The following is a 21,822-nucleotide window of genomic DNA, read 5'->3' as shown; positions in this document are numbered from 1 at the left end:
TTTCACAATAAATAAAAAGTCATTATATCCCAAGAGATGAGAAGTTTCAGCTTTTATGTTATAATTAGTTAACTATAAGATTTAGAGGAAAAATATACATGTCAATGTTTTTAGATACAGCAAAAGTAGATGTTAAAGGCGGAAATGGTGGTAACGGAATGGTTGCCTTCCGTCGTGAAAAATATGTTCCAGATGGTGGTCCTGCCGGTGGTGATGGTGGAAAAGGTGGTAATGTCATCTTCAAAGTTGATGAAGGCTTAAGAACCCTTATGGATTTTCGCTATAACCGTAATTTTAAAGCAAAACCAGGTGAAAATGGAATGAATAAGGGGATGCACGGACGTGGATCGGCTGATTTAATCGTTTCAGTTCCTCAAGGTACAACTGTAAAAGATCCTGATACAGGAAAAATACTTGCTGATTTGCTTACGAACGGTCAAGAGTATGTAGCGGCTAAAGGTGGACGTGGTGGACGAGGTAATATTCGTTTTGCGACACCTAGAAATCCTGCACCAGAAATTGCAGAAAATGGTGAACCAGGTCAAGATAGAAGTCTTTTATTAGAACTTCGTGTCTTAGCTGATGTTGGTTTAGTAGGATTCCCATCAGTTGGAAAATCAACACTATTAAGTGTTATTTCAAATGCTAGACCAAAAATTGGTGCTTACCACTTTACAACTCTCGTACCAAATATCGGAATGGTCCGTGTAGGGGATGGAGAAAGTTTCGTAGTAGCAGATATGCCTGGACTTATTGAAGGAGCTAGCCAAGGTGTTGGATTGGGTACACAATTCCTCCGCCATATTGAAAGAACACGTGTTCTTTTACATGTGATTGATATGAGCGGTATGGAAGGACGTGATCCATATGAAGACTACAAAGCAATTAACGATGAATTAGAAACTTATAACTTAAGACTTCTAGAACGTCCACAAATTATTGTGGCAAACAAAATGGATATGCCTGATTCTGAAGAAAATCTTAAAGAATTTAAGGAAAAACTTTATGCAAATTACGAGGAATTTGAAGATAAACCTTTAATTTTCCCTGTTAGTGGTATTACACGTCAAGGTTTACAACCAATGCTTGAAGCCACAGCAGAATTATTAGAAACAACACCAGAATTTCCTGTATATGATGAAGAAGAATTTCTTCAAGAAGCTGAAGAAGCATACTATGGCTTCAATGAAGAAGGACCAGGATTTGAAATTGCACGTGATGATGACGCTTCATGGATTTTATCAGGTGAAAAACTTGAAAAATTATTCAATATGACAAATCTTGATCATGATGAATCAGCTATGAAGTTCGCACGTCAATTACGTGGTTTGGGAGTCGATGAGGCTCTACGAGAAAGAGGAGCTCGTGACGGTGATATAGTTCGAATTGGTAATTTTGTATTCGAATTTGTTGATTGATAAGAGTATTTTAAAGAGGTTAATATGGGTTTTAAAATTATTTCAAATAGAGATAAGGACGGGAATTTTGTAGCAAGTAGTGATGCTTGGACAAAAGAAAAAATTGAAGAACTTTTCAATAAATACAATCCCAACAGAAAATTTCGTATTGAACGAGAGAAATTAGCAAAAGAAAAAAATCAAGAAAAAAATAATTAATATAATAAATATTAGAGGTGAAAATTTGGAAGAAGTTTCTTATGAAATCATCCTAAATCATCCTGATGAAGGAGAAGTTTTATCAGGTGCACATGATAAACATCTTAAATATCTTGAAGATGCTGCAAGTGTGAAGATACATTATCGCAGTGAAAAAATTCAAATTATTGGACAAGCTCAAGATGTTGAGAATGTTCGACTTGCAATTGATGCTTTACTTGTTTTAGTAAGACGTGGTATGCAAGTTCATACACCTGATATCATTACTGCCTACACCATGGCAAAAAATGGTGAAATTAATAATTTTGTTTCTTTATATGAAGAGGAAATTATTCGTGATTCACAAGGGAAAGCTATTCGTGTTAAAAATATTGGGCAAAAAATCTATGTTGAGGCAGTTAAAAATCATGATATAACATTTGGTATTGGTCCAGCAGGAACTGGTAAAACATTTCTTGCAGTGGTTTTAGCAGTACAAGCTTTAAAGCGTGGTCATGTAAAGAGAATCATTTTAACTCGTCCTGCAGTAGAAGCAGGAGAAAATTTAGGTTTTCTCCCTGGTGATTTGCAGGAAAAAGTTGATCCATATTTGCGTCCAGTATATGATGCTTTATACCAAGTTTTAGGTAAGGAGACAACTACTCGCATGATGGATCGTGGAACAATTGAAATTGCACCTCTTGCATATATGAGAGGGCGTACACTTGATGATGCCTTTGTCATTTTAGATGAAGCACAAAATACTACTGTTATGCAGATGAAAATGTTCTTAACGCGTCTTGGATTTAACTCTAAGATGATTGTTAATGGGGATGTCAGTCAAATTGATCTTCCGCGTAACGCTAAGAGTGGTTTAATAGATGCTGAACATAAGTTGAAAAATATCAAAGCAATTGATTTTGTTTATTTTACAGCTAAAGATGTTGTACGTCATCCAGTAGTTGCAAGAATTATTGAGGCATATGAAGAACCACGTGAAGAATAATCTTATATTTAACGAGATTTAATTAACTAAACTCTGATAAGATATAAAATGAAATTAGATGAGATAGTGAGAAAATGAAAATGTATGTAGAAATGCACGATGAAACTGGTCAGGTTTCAAAAGACATGCAAGAAGATATTGTGAAATTACTGGGAACAGCTGCTCAGAAATTAAACTTATCTAGTGAAAAAGAAATGATGATTACTTTTGTTGATAATGAAAAAATTCAAGAAATTAATCTATACTATAGAGATAAAGATGCACCAACAGATGTTGTAAGTTTAGAGTATAAACCAGAAGAAATATCTTTTGATGAAGATATTGATTTTGAAGGGTTTGATGCTTCGGAATTAATGAATGAATTCGATTCATATATTGGAGAGCTTTATATATCAGTTGATAAGGCTCATGAGCAAGCAGAAGAATATGGACATAGTTTTGAACGTGAGATGGGCTTTCTAGCGGTTCATGGCTTCTTGCATATAAATGGTTACGACCACTATACTCCTGAAGAAGAAAAAGAAATGTTTGGTCTTCAGGAAGAAATATTAACGGCTTATGGCCTCAAGAGATAATAGGCGCTGGAAAAATATAACTTTCATCAATTCTTTAGAGTTTGCTTTATCTGGTATCGTAACAGCTTTTAAAGAAGAGAGAAATTTGCGGACCCATCTTTTATCTACTGTCGCAGTTATATTTGCTGGCTTAATTTTTAGAATATCAAAATTTGATTGGCTTTTCATATTGCTGAGTGTTTTTTTGGTAATTGCTGCTGAGTTAATAAATTCAGCAATTGAAAATGTAGTTGATTTAGCAAGTGATTATCATTTTCATCTCCTTGCTAAAAAATCAAAAGATATGGCTGCAGGTGCAGTATTAGTTTTATCTGGCTTCGCAGTAATTGTAGGATTATTTGTTTTCCTACCCAAAATATTTGAACTGTTGATGAAATTATTTTAGATATTAGTAAATATAATAAAAATAGAAGGAAGAAATATGTCATTTAAATCAGGCTTTGTGGCAATTGTCGGTCGTCCAAATGTAGGGAAATCAACTTTCCTTAATCATGTTATGGGACAAAAAATTGCTATCATGAGTGATAAAGCTCAAACAACAAGAAATAAAATTCAAGGTGTATATACAACTGAGAATGAACAAATTGTATTTGTCGATACACCAGGTATCCATAAACCTAAAACTGCTCTTGGAGATTATATGGTTGAAGCAGCCTATAGTGCAATTCGTGAAGTGGATGCAATTATCTTTATGGTCGCAGCCGATGAAGCGCGTGGTAAAGGTGATGATATGATTATTGAAAGACTTAAGAATGCAAGCGTTCCAGTTTTTCTAGTAATCAATAAAATTGATAAAGTTCGTCCAGATGATTTATTAGCAGTCATTGAAGACTACTCTTCACAAATGGATTTTGAAGAAGTTGTACCAATTTCTGCCCTTCAAGGAAATAATACTAGCCATTTAGTTGATACTTTAGTTGAACATATAGATGAAGGACCACAGTATTTCCCTGAAGATGTAATAACAGATCACCCAGAACGCTTCTTAGTTAGTGAAATGATTCGTGAAAAAGTGCTTCAACTCACTCGTGAAGAAGTACCACATTCAGTAGCAGTTGTTACAGACTCAATGAAGCGCGATGAAGACACTGGTAAAATGCATATTATGGCGACTATCGTTGTAGAACGTGCAAGTCAAAAAGGTATCATTATCGGTAAAGGTGGATCAATGCTTAAAAAGATTGGAACTCTTGCCCGTAAAGATATCGAAGCAATGTTGGGTGAAAAAGTTTACCTAGAACTATGGGTTAAAGTTAAGAAAGACTGGCGTGATAAACGTTTTGACCTTCAAGACTTTGGCTACCGTAAAGATGATTATTAATGATTAAGTGGCTTCTATTTGAAGTCATTTTTCTTTTTAATAAGAATATTAATTATTATATCTTTGGTTTTAAATTTGATAGAATATAATTAGAAAAGAGGGACTTATGGAATATTTAGATATGATCGTTGAAGCTGTAGAAAGAGGACATGAAAGATTTTTGAGTGTATTAGAAGGTTTAACTGTTGAACAAGTAAATGACTTTCCAGCTAAAAATATCGCACCTAGTATTAAATCAGTTGCATGGCTTTCTTGGCATACTGCAAGAGAAATGGACTATCAAATTTCTGAATTAAAAGGTACAAATCCATTATGGCTAGTAAATGGATGGAAGGAAAAATTTAATTTAGATCTTCCTGATGATACTGAAGATTGGCATCATACACCTGAGCAAGCAGCAAAAGTTAAAGTATCAGATGTTGATTTACTAAGAGGATATTTAGAAGATGCAGCAAATCTAACTAAAGAATATTTAAAAACAATAAATGAAAATGAGCTTGATGATATAGTGGATAAAAATTGGAATCCACCTGTTTCAAGAGGAGCAAGATTAGTTTCAGTTATTGATGATTTAGCAATGCACTCTGGACAAGTTATTTATTCAAGAAGATTATTGGGATTAGACGATTAATTTTTATTATAAGTAAAAGCATGAATATACTTTATGCTTTTATTTTATGTTAAAATTAGAACATATAATATCAAAGAAAAATAAAGAAAGAAGATATATAATGCCTGAATTACCAGAAGTTGAAAATGTAAGGCGTGGTCTTACAAATCTCGTTAAGGGTAAAAAGATTTCCTCGATTGAAGCGAGATATCCTCGTATGATTCTAACTGGAGCTGAAGAGTTTGAAAAAGCCTTGAAAAATCAGACTATTAATTCAGTAGAACGACGTGGAAAATATTTAATTTTTAAATTAGATGAGGATGTATTTGTAAGCCATTTACGCATGGAAGGTAAATACAATCTCTATCAAGATGAAATTCCAGAGAACAAGCATTACCACATATTCTTCAACTTTGAAGATGGTTCTACACTCGTTTACCAAGATGTAAGAAAGTTTGGAACTATGGAGCTCATGAAGGAGTCAGAATTAGAAGATTATTTTTCTAGGAAAAAAATAGGACCTGAACCTACTTTTGAAGATTTTGATAGTAAGGGATTTTATAAGTCACTGCATAAATCAAAAAAAATAATTAAACCCTATCTTTTAGATCAGTCTCTTGTTGCTGGCTTGGGAAATATCTATGTTGATGAGGTATTATGGCGAGCAAAAATTTATCCAGCTGATCCTGCTAATATTATTCCTAAAGCGAATATCGAAAAATTACATGATGCAATTATTGGGGTTTTACAGCAATCAGTTGAACTTGGTGGAAGTAGTATTAGGACCTATAAAAATGCTTTAGGTGAAGAAGGCAAATTCCAAAATCACTTAAAAGTTTATGGAAAACAGGGAACACCTTGTCCAAGATGTGGAACTACTATTGAAAAGATGAAGGTGTCAGGTCGTGGTACCCATTTTTGTCCAAATTGCCAGCCTAAAAGAGCTAAATAGGAGCTTATTATGACAAAAGTTATCGGAATTACAGGTGGTATTGCGACAGGCAAGTCTACGGTAAGTAATTTTTTAAAGGAAAATGGCTACCAGCTAATTGATGCTGACGAGATGGTACATGAGCTGCAAGAACCAGAACAATCACTTTACAATGCAATAAAAGAAAATTTTGGTCCTGCTTTTTTTAATGATGATAAAAGTATAAACCGTCAAAAATTATCTGATTTTGTGTTCTCAAATCCAGAAAATTTAGCTAAACTTTCAGAAATTCAAAACAGAGTGATAAACGAAGAGTTGGAGAATAGGAGAAACCAAGCAGTTGCATTTGATCAAAAAAATAATGGTGGTAACGGGATAATATTTATGGATATTCCTTTACTTTTTGAGGGTAATTTTACTTATTTTGATGAGGTTTGGTTAGTCTATGTGCCTTTTGAAATTCAATTAAAGAGATTAATGGCTCGAAATGACTTGTCAGATGAGCAAGCAAGGAGTAGAATAGAAAGTCAGATGTCAATTGAAGAAAAGAAACTTTTGACAGATAAAATTATTGATAATTCTGCAAGTATTGAAAATACAAAAGAACAAATTAAAAAACTTTTGAAAGGGAGTGGTGAAAATTTCTGAGGAAGACAGTAGTTTATACTGGAAGAAAAATCTTTATGTGACCTGGCTAGGGTCATTTTTTACGGCAGCAAGTATTTCGCTTGTTATGCCTTTTATATCTCTATATATTGAGGAATTAGGAGTCCCAAGAGGTTCTCTAGAATTAATGTCTGGTATTGCGGTCAGTATCTCACCTTTAGCTAGTGGTCTTATTGCCCCAGTATGGGGGAGACTTGCTGACCAAAAAGGTAGGAAGGTTATGCTTGTCCGTGCAAGTTTTGTTATGACCTTTACCATGGCAACTCTTGCATTTGTACCAAACGTATGGTGGTTACTTGCTATGCGTCTATTAAATGGATTATTTTCAGGCTATATTCCAAACTCCATAGCCCTAATTGCAAGTCAGGTACCAAAAGAAAAGAGTGGTTATGCCCTTGGAACCTTATCGACGGGTGCAGTAGCTGGAAGTTTGATTGGACCAACGCTTGGTGGTACTCTTGCACAATTATTTGGTATGAGGGAAGTATTTCTAATATCAAGTGTCTTTTTATTGATAGTAACTATTTTGACAGTTAGCTTAGTCAAAGAGAATTTTAAACCAGTAAGTTCAGAACAACTTATGTCAACTAAAGAAGTCTTAGATGAAATTCCAAATAAATCAATTTTATTTGCTCTGTTTTTGACAAGCTTCTTAGTTCCGGTTGCTTTCCAAAGTGTGGTACCAATTATGACCCTTTACATTAGGGAATTATCAGGAAACTCAGCAAATCTGATGTTCATTGCAGGTCTAATCGTTTCAGCCCCAGGTCTTAGTGCAATAATGTCCTCAAGTTGGTTAGGAAGAATTGGTGATAAGATTGGTAGCCATAGGTTAATGATTGCAGGATTAATCTATAGTTTTGCTACAGTTTTCCCAATGGCTTTTGCAACAACACCGCTTCAACTTGGAATTTTAAGATTTCTTCTTGGGTTCGGTACGGGGGCAATTCTACCAAGTGTAAACTCACTTCTAACTAAGATAACACCGGCAGAAGGAATTGGAAGGATATTTAGCTTTAACCAAGCCTTCAATTACTTTGGTCAAGTTGCAGGTCCAATGCTTGGAAGTTTTGTAGCATATTTAGGTGGTTATTCACAAGTATTCATTATAACTAGTGTGACAATATTGATAAATCTTTTAGTTGTATTGATTAGTTTTAAAAAATATTTGAAAGTAAAGGATATAACTAATGCGGGTTAAAATAAATTTGCGTTGTACGGAGTGCAAAAGTAAAAATTATATAAGTAGTAAGAATAAATCAACTCATCCGGATAAGGTAAGAGTATTGAAGTACTGCCCTAAAGAACGTAAAGTTACGATGCATGAAGAAGTGTAAATAGGTTTTATAGTTCTTAAAAAAATATAACTTTAGCAAGTGTGGAAATTTTCCATGCTTTTTTTATTTTATTTTTTTATATAAATTGTTGACATAAATTAAGTATCGGTGTATTATTTACCTAGAACACTAATAGAGGAGGAAAAGGTCATAGAATTTACAAAAAATAGTCCTATATATCAGCAGATTATGGAATATATTAAACATGATATAGTAGCCGGTAAACTAGAAAAAGATGAAAAAATCCCTTCAGTTAGGGAATTAGCAGTTGAACTTAGTGTTAATCCTAATACAGTTCAACATGCATTAAGTGAATTAGAACGAGAAAATATTTTAAAAAGTAAACGCGGACTTGGAAGATTTGTAACTGATGATGAGGGAATAATAAAAAATATGAAAAAAGAAGAGGTAAAAGATTTAGTTGAAAATTTTACGAAAACAATTAAATCACTTGGATTTGATTTAGAAGAAACTACAAGTTTAGTTGAAGAATATTTCAAGGGGGAATAAGATATGACTGAAATATTAAAAATAAATGATCTAACATTTAAAAGAGATAGAAAAACAATTTTACGTGACGTAAATCTTTGCTTAGATTCAGGAAAAATTGTAGGTTTAATGGGAGAAAATGCCTCAGGGAAAACGACACTAATCTCTTTGATTGCCAATTGTTTACCAATAAATTCGGGTGAAATTTTTCTTCATGGTGAAAAGAGAAATCAATTGACTAACAAATATGTTTCATACATCTCAGATTTGGATGGATTTTCTAAATCAATGAAAATTAAAGACTTGATGAAATTCTATAAAAAATGGTATGAGAATTATGATGAAAAAAAAGCTGAAGAGCTAAGACAATTCTTGAAGTTAGATTTAAATTTAAAAATTTCTCAAATGTCTAAGGGTACAAAAGAAAAAGCCATTATCATGTTTACAATGGCAAAAAAAGTTAACTTGTATCTATTAGATGAACCACTCAGTGGGATTGATATTTTTGCCCGTGAAAGCATAATCAAAGCTTTGATGAGCTGGTTTAATGAAGAATCAACAGTTATTATTTCAAGCCATCATATTGAAGAAATATTTCCCATCCTTGATGAGATTGTAGTAATTGATAGGCAAACGGTAGTTGGTCATGAAAATACAGAAGACCTTTTGGAAAGTGGAATGACTGCTAATGATTATTTTAAAGAAGTTTATTACGAAAAAGGGGGAAATATAGATGCTTAAAGTAATAAAAAATATTGTCACCGATAATAAGACAGATTTATCCTTGATAGCGCTAATTTTTTTAATAATGGAATTTACTGTTTCATATTTAATTAATCGGTATCTAACGGTTGAAAATGCAGGAGACCTTAATGGACAATCTTTTGGTGAGTTTAAGGAAATGCTATCGAAATATACCTTTATAATGATATTAGTTATCTATATTATTGTAGTGCTTGTTAGAATTTCAAAGAATCAGAGAAATTTACTGTCCGTTGAAAAATATAGATTAACAAATTTCAGAATTTTTGATTTAGTTACAGGCTCTATGATTGGGTATCTGATTGATTCGCTAGTATTTTTATACTTTGTACCAGCAGTTTTTGTTCTAATATTTCAACCTGAGCATAATATATTGAAAATTGATTTCTTTTTACTATTTATTCTTCAAATATTGCTGATATTTAGCTATGAAAATCTATTCATATCTGTAAATGCGATTATAAGCAGATATATAACATGGAAGCATTTATCTAAAATTCTATTAATTGTGATAATAGTTGCTCCTTTAAAATTACTAATGCCTTTATTTATACCAGTTGCAATTTTATCTCATGACATATCGATGGGAGAATTTTCTACAGAATTTGGTGGAATGACACAGACTATATATTTATTGATTGCTTTTCTAATAATACTAGCTTCAATAATTGTGCCTATTTATGTATTGCCTAAATTTTCAATTGTGAAATCAAGAGCTAAATAATAATATTTGTTATTTAGTACTAGTATAATTATATAAAGGATAAGTTTATGAGTAATCAAAATGTTAAAGATAATAGTGATATGATGTTTATAAGTACAAAATTTAAGGATATATATGTTCCCCTTGATGAGATACTATATTTTGAAACATCACCACAACCACATAGGTTGATATTGAATACAAGCACGGATCAATTTGAATTTTATGGAAGATTATCTGAGATTGAAGAAAAATATGATCAATTAATTAGAAGCCATAAATCATTTCTTGTAAATCTATCCAATGCCATTGAATTGAATAAAAGTAATTTGAGCATTAAATTCATTAATGGCTGTGAGTGCTATGTTTCGAGGAGAAAAATAAAAAAAATTCAAAGTGTTATTAGTCGAAATTGATCATAAGAAATATTATAAAAATTCGTTTCATTATTTATTTAATGAACTTTTTTTATATTTTTGATAATAAAATTGTAAAAAACTTACCTTTATATTGACTTTAAAAAATGTTAAAATGATAGTTAGCAATTTTATTATGAAATATAATTTGAGGTTAATATGAAAACCGTACTAAAAAAAATAAATTTTCTTGATTATACTATTTTAATTCCATACTTAGTATTATCTATTTTAGGATTGGTAATAGTTTATTCAACAACTACACCAATACAAATTGAAGCAGGTTTGAATCCAATTGCGAAAGTAAGAAGTCAAGTAGTCTTCTGGATTGCGAGCCTAGTGGTTATATGGATTCTATATCACATGAAATTAAGTTTTCTTAGAAATCGAAGACTTATAAAATGGATAATGTGGATGGAGATAATCCTACTGTTTATTGCAAGGTTCTTAGCACCAACTGTAAATGGTGCTCATGGATGGATTGGAGTAGGTAGTTTTTCTGTTCAGCCGGTAGAGTATTTAAAAATTCTAATTATTTGGCAATTGGCGGCAGCACTTGCCAAAAATCAAGATAGAATCAGAAAAAATGATTTGCAAGGTTCCTTTTATGGTTGGAGTGGTCAGTTTATTATTTCTGCCGCATTAGTTGCTGCAATGCCGGATATGGGTAATTTATTAATTATTCTTGGTGTAGTGGCGATAATGATCTTTTCAAGTGGAGTAAGCCGTGGTTGGTTTAATACTGCACTAGGAATTGGAGCAGTATCTTTTATAATGTTTGATATAATTGTGAATATTACAGGCGGTAAAATTTTCGGTGGACCACTTGCACGTTTTAATTATATTAATAAACGTTTTGTCGCATATATTAATCCGTTTACAGATGTAACTGGAGACGGTCATCAGATGGCAAACAGTTACTACGCAATTAGTAATGGTGGCTGGTTTGGTCGAGGATTGGGTAATAGTATACAGAAAAAAGGTTATTTACCTGAAGCTCATACTGACTTTGTATTTTCGATTGTTATTGAAGAACTTGGGTTAATTATGTCGTTGTTTATTCTTGCATTGCTATTTTTCTTAATATTAAGAATGATGATGGTTGGAATAAAGGCAAAAGATCCATTTAATTCAATTATGTGTATTGGAGTTTCTGGTCTTTTCCTAATGCAAGTATTTGTAAACCTTGGAGGACTTGCAGGATTGATACCTGAAACTGGTGTTACTTTTCCATTCCTTTCTCAAGGTGGAAATAGTCTCTTAATACTTTCTATAGGTGTTGGTTTTGTCTTAAATATTAGTGCTGATGAGAAGCGAAGAGAGATGGTAGAGTTATCAGAACAGAATGAATTTAAAGCTGAATTAGAGGCTGAAATGAATTAAGAGAAAAAAATAAACCCTATGTAATTGGGTTTATTTTTTTAAAACAAGTAAAATCTCTTGAATTTTGCTAAAATAATGGTTAGAATGTACTTTTCAAATAAATATTGGAGGTTATCATGAAAATAAAGCATATAACGCCTATGGGGTATTGTTATGGCGTAATTGATGCTATGGTTATTGCTAAAAACGTTGCCATGGACGAGAGCCTTCCAAGGCCTATATATATATTAGGAATGATTGTTCATAATGCACACGTAACAGAAGCTTTCGAAAGCGTTGGAATAGAAACAATTGATGGTGAAAACCGACTTGAGATACTTGATAAAATTGATAGCGGAACTGTTATTTTTACGGCACATGGAGTGAGTGATCAAGTTCGAATTAAAGCTCAAGAGAAAGGACTTGTTACAATTGATGCCTCATGTCCAGATGTACTGATAACACATGAAATAGTTAGAAAAAAAATTACTGATGGAAATACAGTGATTTACATTGGGAAAAAAGGACATCCTGAACCCGAAGGAGTTCTTGGTATTGATCCGGATAAAATATTTTTGATTTCAAATATAGAAGATGTAGAAAAATTAGACATTGATGGAAAAATTTTTGTAACCAACCAAACGACCATGAGTATGTGGGATGTGGGTGATATAATGGATGCTGTTCTAGATAAATATCCACATGCAGAAATTCATAGTGATATTTGTCAGGCAACAAATGAGAGACAACAAGCAGTATCGGAGCAAGCAGTAGGGTGTGATCTAACGATTGTAGTTGGTGATCCCAAAAGCAATAATAGTAACCGACTAGCGCAGGTATCAGAGGAGCAAGCGGGTGTAAAATCATATCGAGTTGCAGATGTAAGTGAAATTAAGCCTGAGTGGCTCAATGGTGTTGAAGAGGTTGCGGTAACAGCAGGTGCTTCAACACCGACCGCAGTTGTTAGAGAAGTTATTTCATATTTAGAATCATTTGATGGTGAGATATCCGAAAGTCATGTTTTACCAGAAGATATTTTACCTAGAGGTGCTGCGCGTGACTTGACTAAAAAACGTCAAAGAAGATTAGAAAAGCTTAGAGAACAAAGCTTATAAGAGATATGTAAGGAGGAAATATTCCTTCTTTTTATTATTGATCTTTAATATTATCACACTGACATCATTATATAGTATGAAAATATCTGATTTAATGGGTAACTGCCTATTTTTAGCACTGATAATATATTTATTACATTGCTAGAAACTATTCCCTTTACATCCTAAATTTTTGTGGTAAAATAAAACTTGGTAGTTTGCGCTCTTTTTTAATTTGGAGGTGATGACATGGCAAAAATCGATCGTGAAAAAATCACTGAAATTAAGCAAAGTGTTAATATTGTTGATGTTATTTCACAATATGTAGCACTTTCTAAAACTGGGAAAAATTATCTTGGTTTATGTCCCTTTCATGGTGAAAAAACTCCAAGTTTTAATGTAAATGCTGATAAACAATTTTTTCATTGTTTTGGATGCGGTAAATCTGGAGATGTTATAAAATTCATTGAGGAATATAAACAAGTTAGTTTTATTGATAGCGTTAAAGAGGTTGCTGATTATGCTGGAATAAAACTTGATATCGATGATGCGCCTCAAAAGGAGAATCCTAATCAAGCATTATTCGAAATTCATACTCAAGCAAGTAGAGTCTATCACATGATTCTTACGTCAACAGAACTGGGTCAAGAGGCAAAAAAATATTTGTATGATCGTGGAATTGATGATGAGATTATTAACCGCTTTGGTATTGGTTTAGCTCCAGATGAGCCTAATGTTCTATATAAGTCATTAGCGAATAAGTTTGAAGAGAAGGTCTTATCCGAGTCAGGTCTTTTTACTTTTACAGAGAATAATATCTATGATTCTTTTCAAAATAGGATTATGTTTCCACTCATGAATGAGTACGGTCAAGTGATTGCATTTTCTGGAAGAATTTGGCAAGAAAATCAGATTAACCGAAAAGAAGCAAAATACAAAAATTCAACAACAACTCCAATATTCAATAAAAGTTATGAATTATATAACTTGAATATTGCAAAACCATTAATCAATAAGTCAAAAGAAGTTTATTTGATGGAAGGATTCATGGATGTAATTGCTGCCTATCGGGTTGGAATAACAAACGTAGTTGCTACAATGGGAACCTCACTTACAGAAAATCATGTAAGCAAACTTTCACGTTTAGCAAAAAGTTTTGTTCTCCTATACGACGGAGATAAGGCTGGCCAAAATGCAACCTATAAATCTCTGAATTTACTTAGAGGTAAACAGGTTCAAATTGTAACCGTTCCTGATCGACTTGATCCAGACGAGTATGAAAAGCAGTATCCGGGTGCTCTAAAAAACTTAATGACTCAAGGTAGAATAAGTGAGGTAGAGTTTTTAATTGATTATCTGAAACCAGATAATCTTACAAGTCTTCAAGAACAAACTAACTTTTTAGATCAAATGATTCCATTAATAGCTAATGTTGCAAGTTTGACGGCACAAGATGCCTATATTAAAAAGTTAAGTGAGACTGTTAAAGATTTTGACTATCAAAGTATTGAAAATCAAGTAAATAGATTACGTCCAAATAATAAAATTTCTGTGCAAGATGATTGGGGCTATCAACCACCTGCTGATGAAGATTTTTTCAGCCCAGTACAAGTTGAGCAAAATTTTAATTATGATGATTTTGCAAATCCTGCTATTAAATTATCTGCACTAGAGAGGACAGAACAATATTTATTACAGAGGCTTATCTCTAATCCATATTTATTGAAAGATATTATGGATGATGAAAAATTTGCCTTTAAACATAAAAAATATCAAAATTTATTTGAAGCCATACTTTTACAATACATGGCTCTTGATAATATTGATGAGATACAATTAGTGCATAGTTTATCTGATGATTTATCAAATCTATGGTATCAAATTAAATCTTTGAATTTACCTGATGAATTAGCGAAAGAAGAGATGCGGGATTTATTAAATTCTTTTGAAAAGCAAATAAATATATTAAAGCTTGAGGATTTAAAAGAACGGCTTGATTCGGCTCGTAAAGTTGGTAATAAAGAAAAAGAGATTGAGTTGACCTTAGAAATAATAAATCAAAAGAGACTTTTAGACTGAGGAGATAAATTTGACAACTAAAAATAACAAAAAAGAAGTAACTAGTGTTGATGTAGCAGTAGCGGAGTATATTCGTAGTCATAAAGCAGAAGGAACTGTTACTGATGATGAACTTACAACGGAACTAATTGCTAAACTAGAACTTGAAGCAGATCAAATAGATGATGTTCTACAAAAAATTCAAGATGCAGGCATCTCTATTGTTGATAAAGAAGGTAATCCGAGTGCAATGGCACTCAAGGACGATCCAAGTCTAGAAGAAGATGATGAGGACTTGACAGCTGCAGCTGGTGTTAAAATTGATGATCCAGTTCGTATGTATCTTAAAGAAATTGGTCGTGTTCCTCTTCTTACAATGGAAGAAGAAACTGCGCTTGCAGAGGCGATTGCAGCTGGTGACGAACAAGCTAAACAACATTTAGCTGAAGCAAATTTACGTTTAGTTGTAAGTATTGCAAAACGATACGTTGGTCGTGGTATGCAGTTTTTAGACCTTATCCAAGAAGGGAATATGGGTCTAATGAAAGCAGTAGAAAAATTTGATCATACAAAAGGATTCAAATTCTCTACATATGCTACTTGGTGGATTCGTCAAGCAATTACACGTGCAATTGCTGATCAAGCAAGAACTATTCGTATTCCAGTTCATATGGTTGAAACAATTAATAAGTTAATTCGTATTCAACGTCAATTACTTCAAGATTTAGGCCGCGAACCTACCCCAGAGGAAATTGGTAAAGAAATGGAAATGGCTCCAGATAAAGTTCGTGAAATATTAAAGATTGCTCAAGAACCGGTAAGTCTTGAAACACCTATCGGGGAAGAAGATGATAGCCGATTAGGTGATTTTATAGAAGATGAAGTAATTGAAAATCCTGTTGATCATACTACTCGTGTAATTTTACGCGAACAGTTAGATGAGGTTTTAGACACCTTAACTGATCGTGAAGAAAACGTTCTTCGTCTACGCTTTGGTATTGATGATGGTAAAATGCGTACACTTGAAGAAGTTGGAAAAGTTTTTGACGTAACGCGTGAACGTATTAGACAAATTGAAGCAAAAGCATTAAGAAAGCTCCGTCATCCAAGTAGAAGTAAACAACTTAAGGATTTCTTATAATTGTAATACTTTCACAAATTTGCTATTCTGAATTTATACATAAAAGGAGATTATATGGCTGATAAATACACTGCAGAAGAAGTCGAAGAAATAAAAGATAGAATTTTAACTGCTCTTGAATCAGTAATTGACCCTGAACTTGGAATTGATATTATTAATCTAGGCTTGGTTTATGAAATCAGTTTCGAAGACAATGGTTATACTGAAATAAAAATGACATTAACTACAATGGGATGTCCATTAGCAGATATATTAACTGATCAGATTCATGATGCTTTAAAAGAAGTTCCTGAAGTTACAGAAAGTGAAGTTAAATTAGTTTGGTATCCCGCTTGGACTGTTGATAAAATGAGTCGCTATGCACGTATTGCCTTAGGAATAAGGTAATCGCGTAAGCGATTTTTTCTTTTCGTATAACACAGATTTATGAAATATTTTTGATAATAATTATTTAACAAATAATATATTATATAAATATTACAAATATTAAATATTAATGAAATGTTTGTGAAAAAATAGGCTATATACGCCAGTGTGACTTGTAAAAACTTGTGCTTTCATTGAAAAAATGGTATTTTTAAATATAATTACTAATGTTATGCATGATAACGATTTGAGAGGTAAGTTTTGAATAAAAATAATAATAAAGAAAATGATAATTTCCCCCAGGAAAGCTTTAAAGAGAAAATATTAGAACAAATGAAGTCAAGTAAAGAGATACCGGACTCTTCTGTTAAATCGGAAGAAAATGATGAGCTAAATACTGAAGATAAACATGTTGATTACAATATCATTGTAGACAAAATTCCTGAACCCAATATTTCCAACGATGATGATATGGAAATAACTGAAAATATTACTGATGATGAACTCGAAGTAGTAGATAACACGAGTAAGAATTCTGAGGAATTAAATGATAGCTTATTAATTGATGATTTGTTTAATACTGATAATACTGATTTTTCCAATTCAGAAACGATTGTTCCTGAATTGACTGAAGCAGAGAACATAAAAAAAGATGATGCTCTAAGAACATATTCTAAACGAACAAATGAAGCAGTTAATGATAAAGGTGATGAGACAAGTTATTCTGCGTCAGATGATTTAGATAAGATTTCGGAAAACGACAATCATGATCAAAGAAATGATAGCACCATGCAATCACATTCAAGGCGTGATCAGAAAAGAAAACAAAAATCTATAGCAAGTAAAATTATTGCTACAATTTCAACTATATTGTTGATTTTAATTGTTATTGCTGGATTTTTGGGTTACCGTTTTTGGAGTACTTCAACTATGCCTCTCGATTCAAAAAATACTTCATATAAGAGCGTAGAAATTCCTGAAGGTTCAGGTAATAAACTAATTGGTAATATTTTAGAAAAGAATGGCATTATTAAGAGTGCAACTGTTTTCCAATATTATACAAAATTTAAAAGTAGTGGAAATTTTAAAAGTGGATATTATAATTTTAGTCCAAGTATGAATTTAGACCAAATTTCAGATAAGCTTATTGAAGGTGGTACTGAAAAGCCACAAGATCCTGTTCTTGGTAAAGTTGTAATTCCTGAAGGATATACACTTGAACAAATATCAGATGCAATTACAATCAATAGTTCTTCTGATGATAAGAAAGGGAAAACTCCATTTACTAAGGATGAGTTTTTAAAAGTTATTTCAGATGATAACTTTATTAAGAATATGAAAGAAAAATATCCTCTATTAATGGAATCATTGCCGGAGAAAAAAGATGTGAAGTACCAACTAGAAGGCTATCTATTTCCAGCGACATACGATTATTCTGATAAAACAACAGTTGAGTCATTAATTGAAGACATGATTTTTACGATGAATACGAATCTAAGTCCTTATTATGATCAAATCAAATCAAATGATTTGTCGGTTAATGAAGTACTAAGCTTATCTGCACTTGTAGAAAAAGAAGGTGCTAATGATGAGGACAGAAGAAAGATAGCTCAAGTTTTTTATAATAGATTAAATAAAGATATGCCACTGCAAAGTAATATTGCGATATTATATGCTGAAGGAAAATCAGGTAAAAAAACGACTCTTAAAGAAGATGCTACTATTGACACTAACATTGATTCGCCTTATAATTTATATGTTCATACTGGTTTTGGCCCAGGACCGGTGGCTAATCCTGGAATTTCGGCAATTAAGGCAGTTATGAATCCAAAAGCTAATGATTATTTATATTTCGTTGCTGATGTGACTACTGGAGAGGTACATTATTCTAAAACTCTTGAGGAACATGAAGAGCAAGTTCAGAAATATGTAAATGATCAAATAAAGTAAATTAAAGAAAGAAGAAAAGATGGCTGAAAAGACATATCCTATGACCCAAGAGGGTAAGGAAAAATTAGAACAAGAATTAGAAGATTTAAAATTAATTAAACGTCCAGAAGTTGTTGAGAGAATTAAAATTGCTCGTGGTTATGGTGACCTCTCAGAAAACAGCGAATATGATGCAGCAAAAGATGAGCAAGCCTTCATCGAAGGTCGTATCTCAACTGTAGAAACAATGATTAGAAATGCTGAAATTATTGATAGTGATGCAGTTGATAAGAATGAAGTTGCGATTGGTAAAACAGTTACTTTCCAAGAATTACCTGATGGTGAGGTTGAAACTTATACTATTGTTGGTAGTGCTGAGGCTAACCCTTTTGAAGGTAAAATTTCTAATGAGTCTCCAATAGCTCAAGCTTTGGTTGGACAAAAGAAAGGTGACATCGTTAAAGTAACGTTACCAGTTGGAGAAATTCAAGTAAAAATTACAAAAGTAAAATAATAAGAAGAAGGACACCTACAAAGGTGTTTTTTCTTAGATTAGTTTTATCTCAGTATTAAGAATATAGGAGGAAATAATGAATATTATTTTTGAAATAACTAGAGTAGTATCACATTTTATTTTTATATACATTTCGTTTAATTTTTTATCTGCACTAGATTTTAATAAAATCTTTAAAGCAAACACAAATTATAGAATTATACAATATTTTGTAATATTTTTAAGTGTTGCGGTTGGATTTTTGGTAAGCAATTTCTTTCTAGAAATTGTCAGTCTTTCAAAGGATATATTCACAAGCTTTAAGTGAAAAAAGGTCTTAAATATGTTATAATAAAGTAACTATATTGTTAGTTCAAATATTAGAAAAATATATGTTTAGAAAACATAATTATTACAATGAAAAATAAATAATATTTAATTTTGAACAATTATAATTTCTAGAATGAGGCCGAAAAAATATGCAAGATAAGCACTTAAAAGATGTAAATTTAGCCAGTGAGATGAAGACAAGCTTTATCGATTATGCAATGAGTGTAATTGTAGCACGTGCTTTGCCAGATGTACGTGATGGTTTAAAGCCAGTTCACCGACGTATCTTGTATGGTATGAACGAGTTAGGAGTAACTCCTGATAAACCGCATAAAAAATCAGCTCGTATAACCGGAGATGTAATGGGTAAATATCACCCACATGGTGACTCAGCTATCTATGATTCTATGGTTCGTATGGCACAATGGTGGAGCTATCGTAATATGCTCGTTGATGGACATGGTAACTTTGGTTCTATGGATGGAGATGGTGCCGCTGCCATGCGTTATACGGAAGCTCGTATGAGCAAAATTGCTCTTGAAATGCTTCGTGATATTAATAAAAAAACTGTTGATTTTGTAGATAATTATGATGGTACAGAAAGAGAACCAGTTGTACTTCCTGCACGTTTCCCAAATTTATTAGTAAATGGTACTACGGGAATTGCAGTTGGTATGGCTACAAATATTCCTCCACATAATTTGGGTGAGACTATTGATGCTGTTAAATTAGTGTTAGATAACCCTGAAGTAACAACAAAAGAATTAATGACTGTTATCCCGGGACCAGATTTTCCAACTGGAGCCCTTGTTATGGGACGTTCTGGTATCCATCGTGCTTATGAGACCGGCAAAGGTTCGATTACTCTCAGAGCAAAAAGTCATATTGAATCAACTTCTACAGGTAGAGAAAGAATTGTTGTAACTGAAATTCCGTATATGGTTAATAAGGCTAAACTTGTTGAAAGAATCGGTGAGCTTAGTCGTGAAAAGAGAATTGAAGGACTTACAGCACTTCGTGACGAATCAAATCGTAATGGTATTCGAATTGTTATGGAGGTTCGTCGTGATGCGAGTGCAAATGTCATTTTAAATAACCTATTTAAGATGACTAGTCTTCAAACAAGCTTTGGTTTTAATATGCTTGCTATCGTTAAAGGTGAGCCAAAAATTCTCAGCTTGAAGGAAATACTTACACACTATATTACACACCAAATTGAAGTCGTAGAACGTCGTACAAGATTCGATAAAGAAAAAGCTGAGGCAAGAGCCCACATCTTAGAAGGATTACGTATTGCGCTTGATAACATTGATGAAGTTATAAAAGTAATACGTGACAGCGACACCGATGCAATTGCTCAAGATGAATTGATGCAACGTTTCGGTCTTTCAGAGCGCCAAAGCCAAGCGATATTAGATATGCGTCTTCGTCGTTTGACAGGCTTGGAACGCGATAAGATTGAAAAAGAATACAATGAATTATTAGAATTAATTGCTGATTTAACAGATATCTTAGCCAAACCAGAGCGTGTTCGTATCATTATTGAGGAAGAGCTTGATGAGGTTAAGAGAAAATATGCAGATCCACGTCGTACTGAATTGTTAGTTGGTGAAGTAATTTCGATTGAAGATGAAGATTTGATTGAGAAAGAAGAAGTTCTTATAACTTTATCAAATGAAGGATATATTAAACGTCTTACTCAAGATGAGTTCAGAGCTCAAAAAAGAGGAGGGCGTGGCGTTCAAGGAACGGGCTTGAATGACAATGATTTTATTAGTCATTTGGTTTCAACAAGTACGCATGATCATTTATTATTCTTTACAAACATGGGACGAGTATACCAGTTGAAAGGATATGAAATTCCTGAATATGGTCGAACTGCTAAAGGACTTCCTCTTGTTAATTTAATTAAATTAGATGAAGGCGAGAATGTTGAAACAGTAATTAACGTTGAGCAATCTGATGAAGAAAGATATTTATTCTTTACAACTAGAAATGGTCTTGTTAAGAGGACGGATGCTAAAGCATTTGCTAATATTCGACAAAATGGATTAAAAGCAATTAATCTCCGTGAAGGTGATGATTTAATTAATGTTTTGTTAACTGATGGTAAACAAGAAATTATTATAGGTACGCATGATGGATACTCAGTACGATTTAAAGAAGAAGTAGTACGAGATATGGGTCGTGGTGCAGCAGGTGTTAAAGGTGTGAATCTTAGACCAGATGATTTTGTGGTTGGTACAAGTATTATTTCAAATGATCAAGAAGTATTGGTTATCTCAGAAAATGGTCTTGGTAAGCGTACAGATGCTGATCAATATCCAACCAAAGGTCGTGGCGGTAAAGGTATCAAGGTAATGAATGTTACCGAAAGAACTGGTAAATTAGCTGGCCTTGCTACAATAAATGGTGATGAAGATATAATGGTTATTACTGATACAGGAGTTATTATTCGTACGAGTGTTGAGAATATTTCTCAAACTGGTCGTTCTGCTCAAGGTGTTAAGGTAATGAGGCTTGATGATGATGCTAAGATTGTAACTTTTGCTTTAGTGAATTCTGAAGTTGATGAATTGGTGGAGACTACCACTAATGCAGATGAAGTTACTGAAAATGATACTAATGAGGAATAGTT

Annotated in this window: 24 protein-coding genes; all 24 read left to right on the top strand. The window is 32.8% G+C overall.

Annotated elements, in window-relative coordinates:
- The first annotated feature begins 98 nt into the window (after positions 1–98).
- The 24 genes from obgE to gyrA all read left to right on the top strand — a co-directional run bounded on the left by obgE (position 99) and on the right by gyrA (position 21,820).
- A complete protein-coding gene (gene obgE, locus BG261_RS01090) occupies positions 99–1,418 on the top strand; it encodes a GTPase ObgE (RefSeq protein ID WP_070791343.1) in 1,320 nt (439 codons plus the stop codon).
- A gap of 24 nt (positions 1,419–1,442) precedes the next feature.
- The gene (locus BG261_RS11535) at positions 1,443–1,616 is read left to right on the top strand and encodes a hypothetical protein (RefSeq protein WP_099098622.1); all 174 of its coding nucleotides are present in this window, start codon (positions 1,443–1,445) and stop codon (positions 1,614–1,616) included.
- 25 nt (positions 1,617–1,641) lie between these two features.
- The gene (locus BG261_RS01085) at positions 1,642–2,601 is read left to right on the top strand and encodes a PhoH family protein (protein WP_070791342.1); all 960 of its coding nucleotides are present in this window, start codon (positions 1,642–1,644) and stop codon (positions 2,599–2,601) included.
- An 80-nt stretch (positions 2,602–2,681) separates the two neighbouring features.
- Positions 2,682–3,176, top strand: a complete 495-nt coding sequence (gene ybeY, locus BG261_RS01080; RefSeq protein WP_070791432.1) for an rRNA maturation RNase YbeY — start codon at positions 2,682–2,684, stop codon at positions 3,174–3,176.
- Entirely contained in the window at positions 3,160–3,561 is a 402-nt protein-coding gene (locus tag BG261_RS11595) for a diacylglycerol kinase family protein (protein ID WP_070791341.1), read from the top strand. The genes ybeY and BG261_RS11595 overlap by 17 nt, the downstream gene beginning before the upstream one ends.
- 36 nt (positions 3,562–3,597) lie before the next feature.
- Positions 3,598–4,497 (top strand): GTPase Era, encoded by a 900-nt coding sequence (era, locus tag BG261_RS01070; protein ID WP_070791340.1) that lies wholly within the window; start codon positions 3,598–3,600, stop codon positions 4,495–4,497.
- A 106-nt stretch (positions 4,498–4,603) separates the two neighbouring features.
- On the top strand, positions 4,604–5,128 hold the full coding sequence (locus tag BG261_RS01065) for a DinB family protein (RefSeq protein ID WP_070791339.1): 525 nt from the start codon (positions 4,604–4,606) through the stop codon (positions 5,126–5,128).
- Positions 5,129–5,228: 100 nt separating this feature from the next.
- Positions 5,229–6,059 (top strand): DNA-formamidopyrimidine glycosylase, encoded by an 831-nt coding sequence (gene mutM, locus BG261_RS01060; protein WP_070791338.1) that lies wholly within the window; start codon positions 5,229–5,231, stop codon positions 6,057–6,059.
- 9 nt (positions 6,060–6,068) lie between these two features.
- Positions 6,069–6,686 carry a dephospho-CoA kinase gene (gene coaE / locus BG261_RS01055; RefSeq protein ID WP_070791337.1) on the top strand — a complete coding sequence of 206 codons (618 nt, stop codon included), beginning with the start codon at positions 6,069–6,071 and terminating at the stop codon, positions 6,684–6,686.
- On the top strand, positions 6,673–7,905 hold the full coding sequence (locus tag BG261_RS01050; RefSeq protein WP_233278880.1) for a multidrug efflux MFS transporter: 1,233 nt from the start codon (positions 6,673–6,675) through the stop codon (positions 7,903–7,905). The genes coaE and BG261_RS01050 overlap by 14 nt, the downstream gene beginning before the upstream one ends.
- Positions 7,895–8,041, top strand: a complete 147-nt coding sequence (gene rpmG, locus BG261_RS11070; protein ID WP_075201828.1) for a 50S ribosomal protein L33 — start codon at positions 7,895–7,897, stop codon at positions 8,039–8,041. Before BG261_RS01050 ends, rpmG begins: the two co-directional genes overlap by 11 nt.
- A 189-nt stretch (positions 8,042–8,230) precedes the next feature.
- Complete coding sequence (locus BG261_RS01045; protein WP_075201827.1) at positions 8,231–8,551, top strand: GntR family transcriptional regulator; 321 nt, start codon at positions 8,231–8,233, stop codon at positions 8,549–8,551.
- Positions 8,552–8,554: 3 nt separating this feature from the next.
- Complete coding sequence (locus tag BG261_RS01040; RefSeq protein WP_070791336.1) at positions 8,555–9,271, top strand: ATP-binding cassette domain-containing protein; 717 nt, start codon at positions 8,555–8,557, stop codon at positions 9,269–9,271.
- Entirely contained in the window at positions 9,264–10,016 is a 753-nt protein-coding gene (locus BG261_RS01035; protein WP_070791334.1) for a hypothetical protein, read from the top strand. The genes BG261_RS01040 and BG261_RS01035 overlap by 8 nt, the downstream gene beginning before the upstream one ends.
- 47 nt (positions 10,017–10,063) lie before the next feature.
- The gene (locus BG261_RS01030) at positions 10,064–10,411 is read left to right on the top strand and encodes a LytTR family DNA-binding domain-containing protein (RefSeq protein ID WP_070791332.1); all 348 of its coding nucleotides are present in this window, start codon (positions 10,064–10,066) and stop codon (positions 10,409–10,411) included.
- Positions 10,412–10,570: 159 nt separating this feature from the next.
- Positions 10,571–11,794 (top strand): FtsW/RodA/SpoVE family cell cycle protein, encoded by a 1,224-nt coding sequence (locus BG261_RS01025; protein ID WP_070791330.1) that lies wholly within the window; start codon positions 10,571–10,573, stop codon positions 11,792–11,794.
- 116 nt (positions 11,795–11,910) lie between these two features.
- Positions 11,911–12,888 carry a 4-hydroxy-3-methylbut-2-enyl diphosphate reductase gene (locus tag BG261_RS01020; protein WP_070791328.1) on the top strand — a complete coding sequence of 326 codons (978 nt, stop codon included), beginning with the start codon at positions 11,911–11,913 and terminating at the stop codon, positions 12,886–12,888.
- A 228-nt stretch (positions 12,889–13,116) separates the two neighbouring features.
- Positions 13,117–14,946: a DNA primase gene (gene dnaG / locus BG261_RS01015; protein WP_070791326.1), complete on the top strand. Its 1,830-nt coding sequence runs from the start codon at positions 13,117–13,119 to the stop codon at positions 14,944–14,946.
- A 10-nt stretch (positions 14,947–14,956) separates the two neighbouring features.
- Complete coding sequence (gene rpoD, locus BG261_RS01010) at positions 14,957–16,066, top strand: RNA polymerase sigma factor RpoD (RefSeq protein ID WP_070791323.1); 1,110 nt, start codon at positions 14,957–14,959, stop codon at positions 16,064–16,066.
- A gap of 54 nt (positions 16,067–16,120) precedes the next feature.
- On the top strand, positions 16,121–16,453 hold the full coding sequence (locus tag BG261_RS01005) for a metal-sulfur cluster assembly factor (protein ID WP_070787843.1): 333 nt from the start codon (positions 16,121–16,123) through the stop codon (positions 16,451–16,453).
- Between the two features lie 240 nt (positions 16,454–16,693).
- Positions 16,694–18,382, top strand: a complete 1,689-nt coding sequence (gene mltG, locus BG261_RS01000; protein ID WP_070791321.1) for an endolytic transglycosylase MltG — start codon at positions 16,694–16,696, stop codon at positions 18,380–18,382.
- A gap of 19 nt (positions 18,383–18,401) precedes the next feature.
- Positions 18,402–18,875 carry a transcription elongation factor GreA gene (greA, locus tag BG261_RS00995; RefSeq protein ID WP_070791319.1) on the top strand — a complete coding sequence of 158 codons (474 nt, stop codon included), beginning with the start codon at positions 18,402–18,404 and terminating at the stop codon, positions 18,873–18,875.
- Between the two features lie 76 nt (positions 18,876–18,951).
- Entirely contained in the window at positions 18,952–19,182 is a 231-nt protein-coding gene (locus BG261_RS11730) for a DUF1146 family protein (protein ID WP_070791317.1), read from the top strand.
- Between the two features lie 151 nt (positions 19,183–19,333).
- Entirely contained in the window at positions 19,334–21,820 is a 2,487-nt protein-coding gene (gene gyrA, locus BG261_RS00985; RefSeq protein WP_070791315.1) for a DNA gyrase subunit A, read from the top strand.
- The last annotated feature ends 2 nt before the right edge of the window (positions 21,821–21,822 follow it).

The organism is Floricoccus tropicus (assembly GCF_001832905.1).
Lineage (GTDB): Bacteria > Bacillota > Bacilli > Lactobacillales > Streptococcaceae > Floricoccus > Floricoccus tropicus.
This window is presented reverse-complemented; position numbering and strand designations above follow the sequence as displayed.

Excerpts from the sequence above, each read along its gene's own strand:
- obgE (WP_070791343.1), top strand. The coding sequence starts at position 99 with ATGTCAATGTTTTTAGATACAGCAAAAGTAGATGTTAAAGGCGGAAAT.
- BG261_RS11535 (WP_099098622.1), top strand. The coding sequence starts at position 1,443 with ATGGGTTTTAAAATTATTTCAAATAGAGATAAGGACGGGAATTTTGTA.
- ybeY (WP_070791432.1), top strand. The coding sequence starts at position 2,682 with ATGTATGTAGAAATGCACGATGAAACTGGTCAGGTTTCAAAAGACATG.
- BG261_RS11595 (WP_070791341.1), top strand. The coding sequence starts at position 3,160 with ATGGCCTCAAGAGATAATAGGCGCTGGAAAAATATAACTTTCATCAAT.
- era (WP_070791340.1), top strand. The coding sequence starts at position 3,598 with ATGTCATTTAAATCAGGCTTTGTGGCAATTGTCGGTCGTCCAAATGTA.
- BG261_RS01065 (WP_070791339.1), top strand. The coding sequence starts at position 4,604 with ATGGAATATTTAGATATGATCGTTGAAGCTGTAGAAAGAGGACATGAA.
- mutM (WP_070791338.1), top strand. The coding sequence starts at position 5,229 with ATGCCTGAATTACCAGAAGTTGAAAATGTAAGGCGTGGTCTTACAAAT.
- coaE (WP_070791337.1), top strand. The coding sequence starts at position 6,069 with ATGACAAAAGTTATCGGAATTACAGGTGGTATTGCGACAGGCAAGTCT.
- rpmG (WP_075201828.1), top strand. The coding sequence starts at position 7,895 with ATGCGGGTTAAAATAAATTTGCGTTGTACGGAGTGCAAAAGTAAAAAT.
- BG261_RS01045 (WP_075201827.1), top strand. The coding sequence starts at position 8,231 with ATGGAATATATTAAACATGATATAGTAGCCGGTAAACTAGAAAAAGAT.
- BG261_RS01040 (WP_070791336.1), top strand. The coding sequence starts at position 8,555 with ATGACTGAAATATTAAAAATAAATGATCTAACATTTAAAAGAGATAGA.
- BG261_RS01035 (WP_070791334.1), top strand. The coding sequence starts at position 9,264 with ATGCTTAAAGTAATAAAAAATATTGTCACCGATAATAAGACAGATTTA.
- BG261_RS01030 (WP_070791332.1), top strand. The coding sequence starts at position 10,064 with ATGAGTAATCAAAATGTTAAAGATAATAGTGATATGATGTTTATAAGT.
- BG261_RS01025 (WP_070791330.1), top strand. The coding sequence starts at position 10,571 with ATGAAAACCGTACTAAAAAAAATAAATTTTCTTGATTATACTATTTTA.
- BG261_RS01020 (WP_070791328.1), top strand. The coding sequence starts at position 11,911 with ATGAAAATAAAGCATATAACGCCTATGGGGTATTGTTATGGCGTAATT.
- dnaG (WP_070791326.1), top strand. The coding sequence starts at position 13,117 with ATGGCAAAAATCGATCGTGAAAAAATCACTGAAATTAAGCAAAGTGTT.
- BG261_RS01005 (WP_070787843.1), top strand. The coding sequence starts at position 16,121 with ATGGCTGATAAATACACTGCAGAAGAAGTCGAAGAAATAAAAGATAGA.
- greA (WP_070791319.1), top strand. The coding sequence starts at position 18,402 with ATGGCTGAAAAGACATATCCTATGACCCAAGAGGGTAAGGAAAAATTA.
- BG261_RS11730 (WP_070791317.1), top strand. The coding sequence starts at position 18,952 with ATGAATATTATTTTTGAAATAACTAGAGTAGTATCACATTTTATTTTT.
- gyrA (WP_070791315.1), top strand. The coding sequence starts at position 19,334 with ATGCAAGATAAGCACTTAAAAGATGTAAATTTAGCCAGTGAGATGAAG.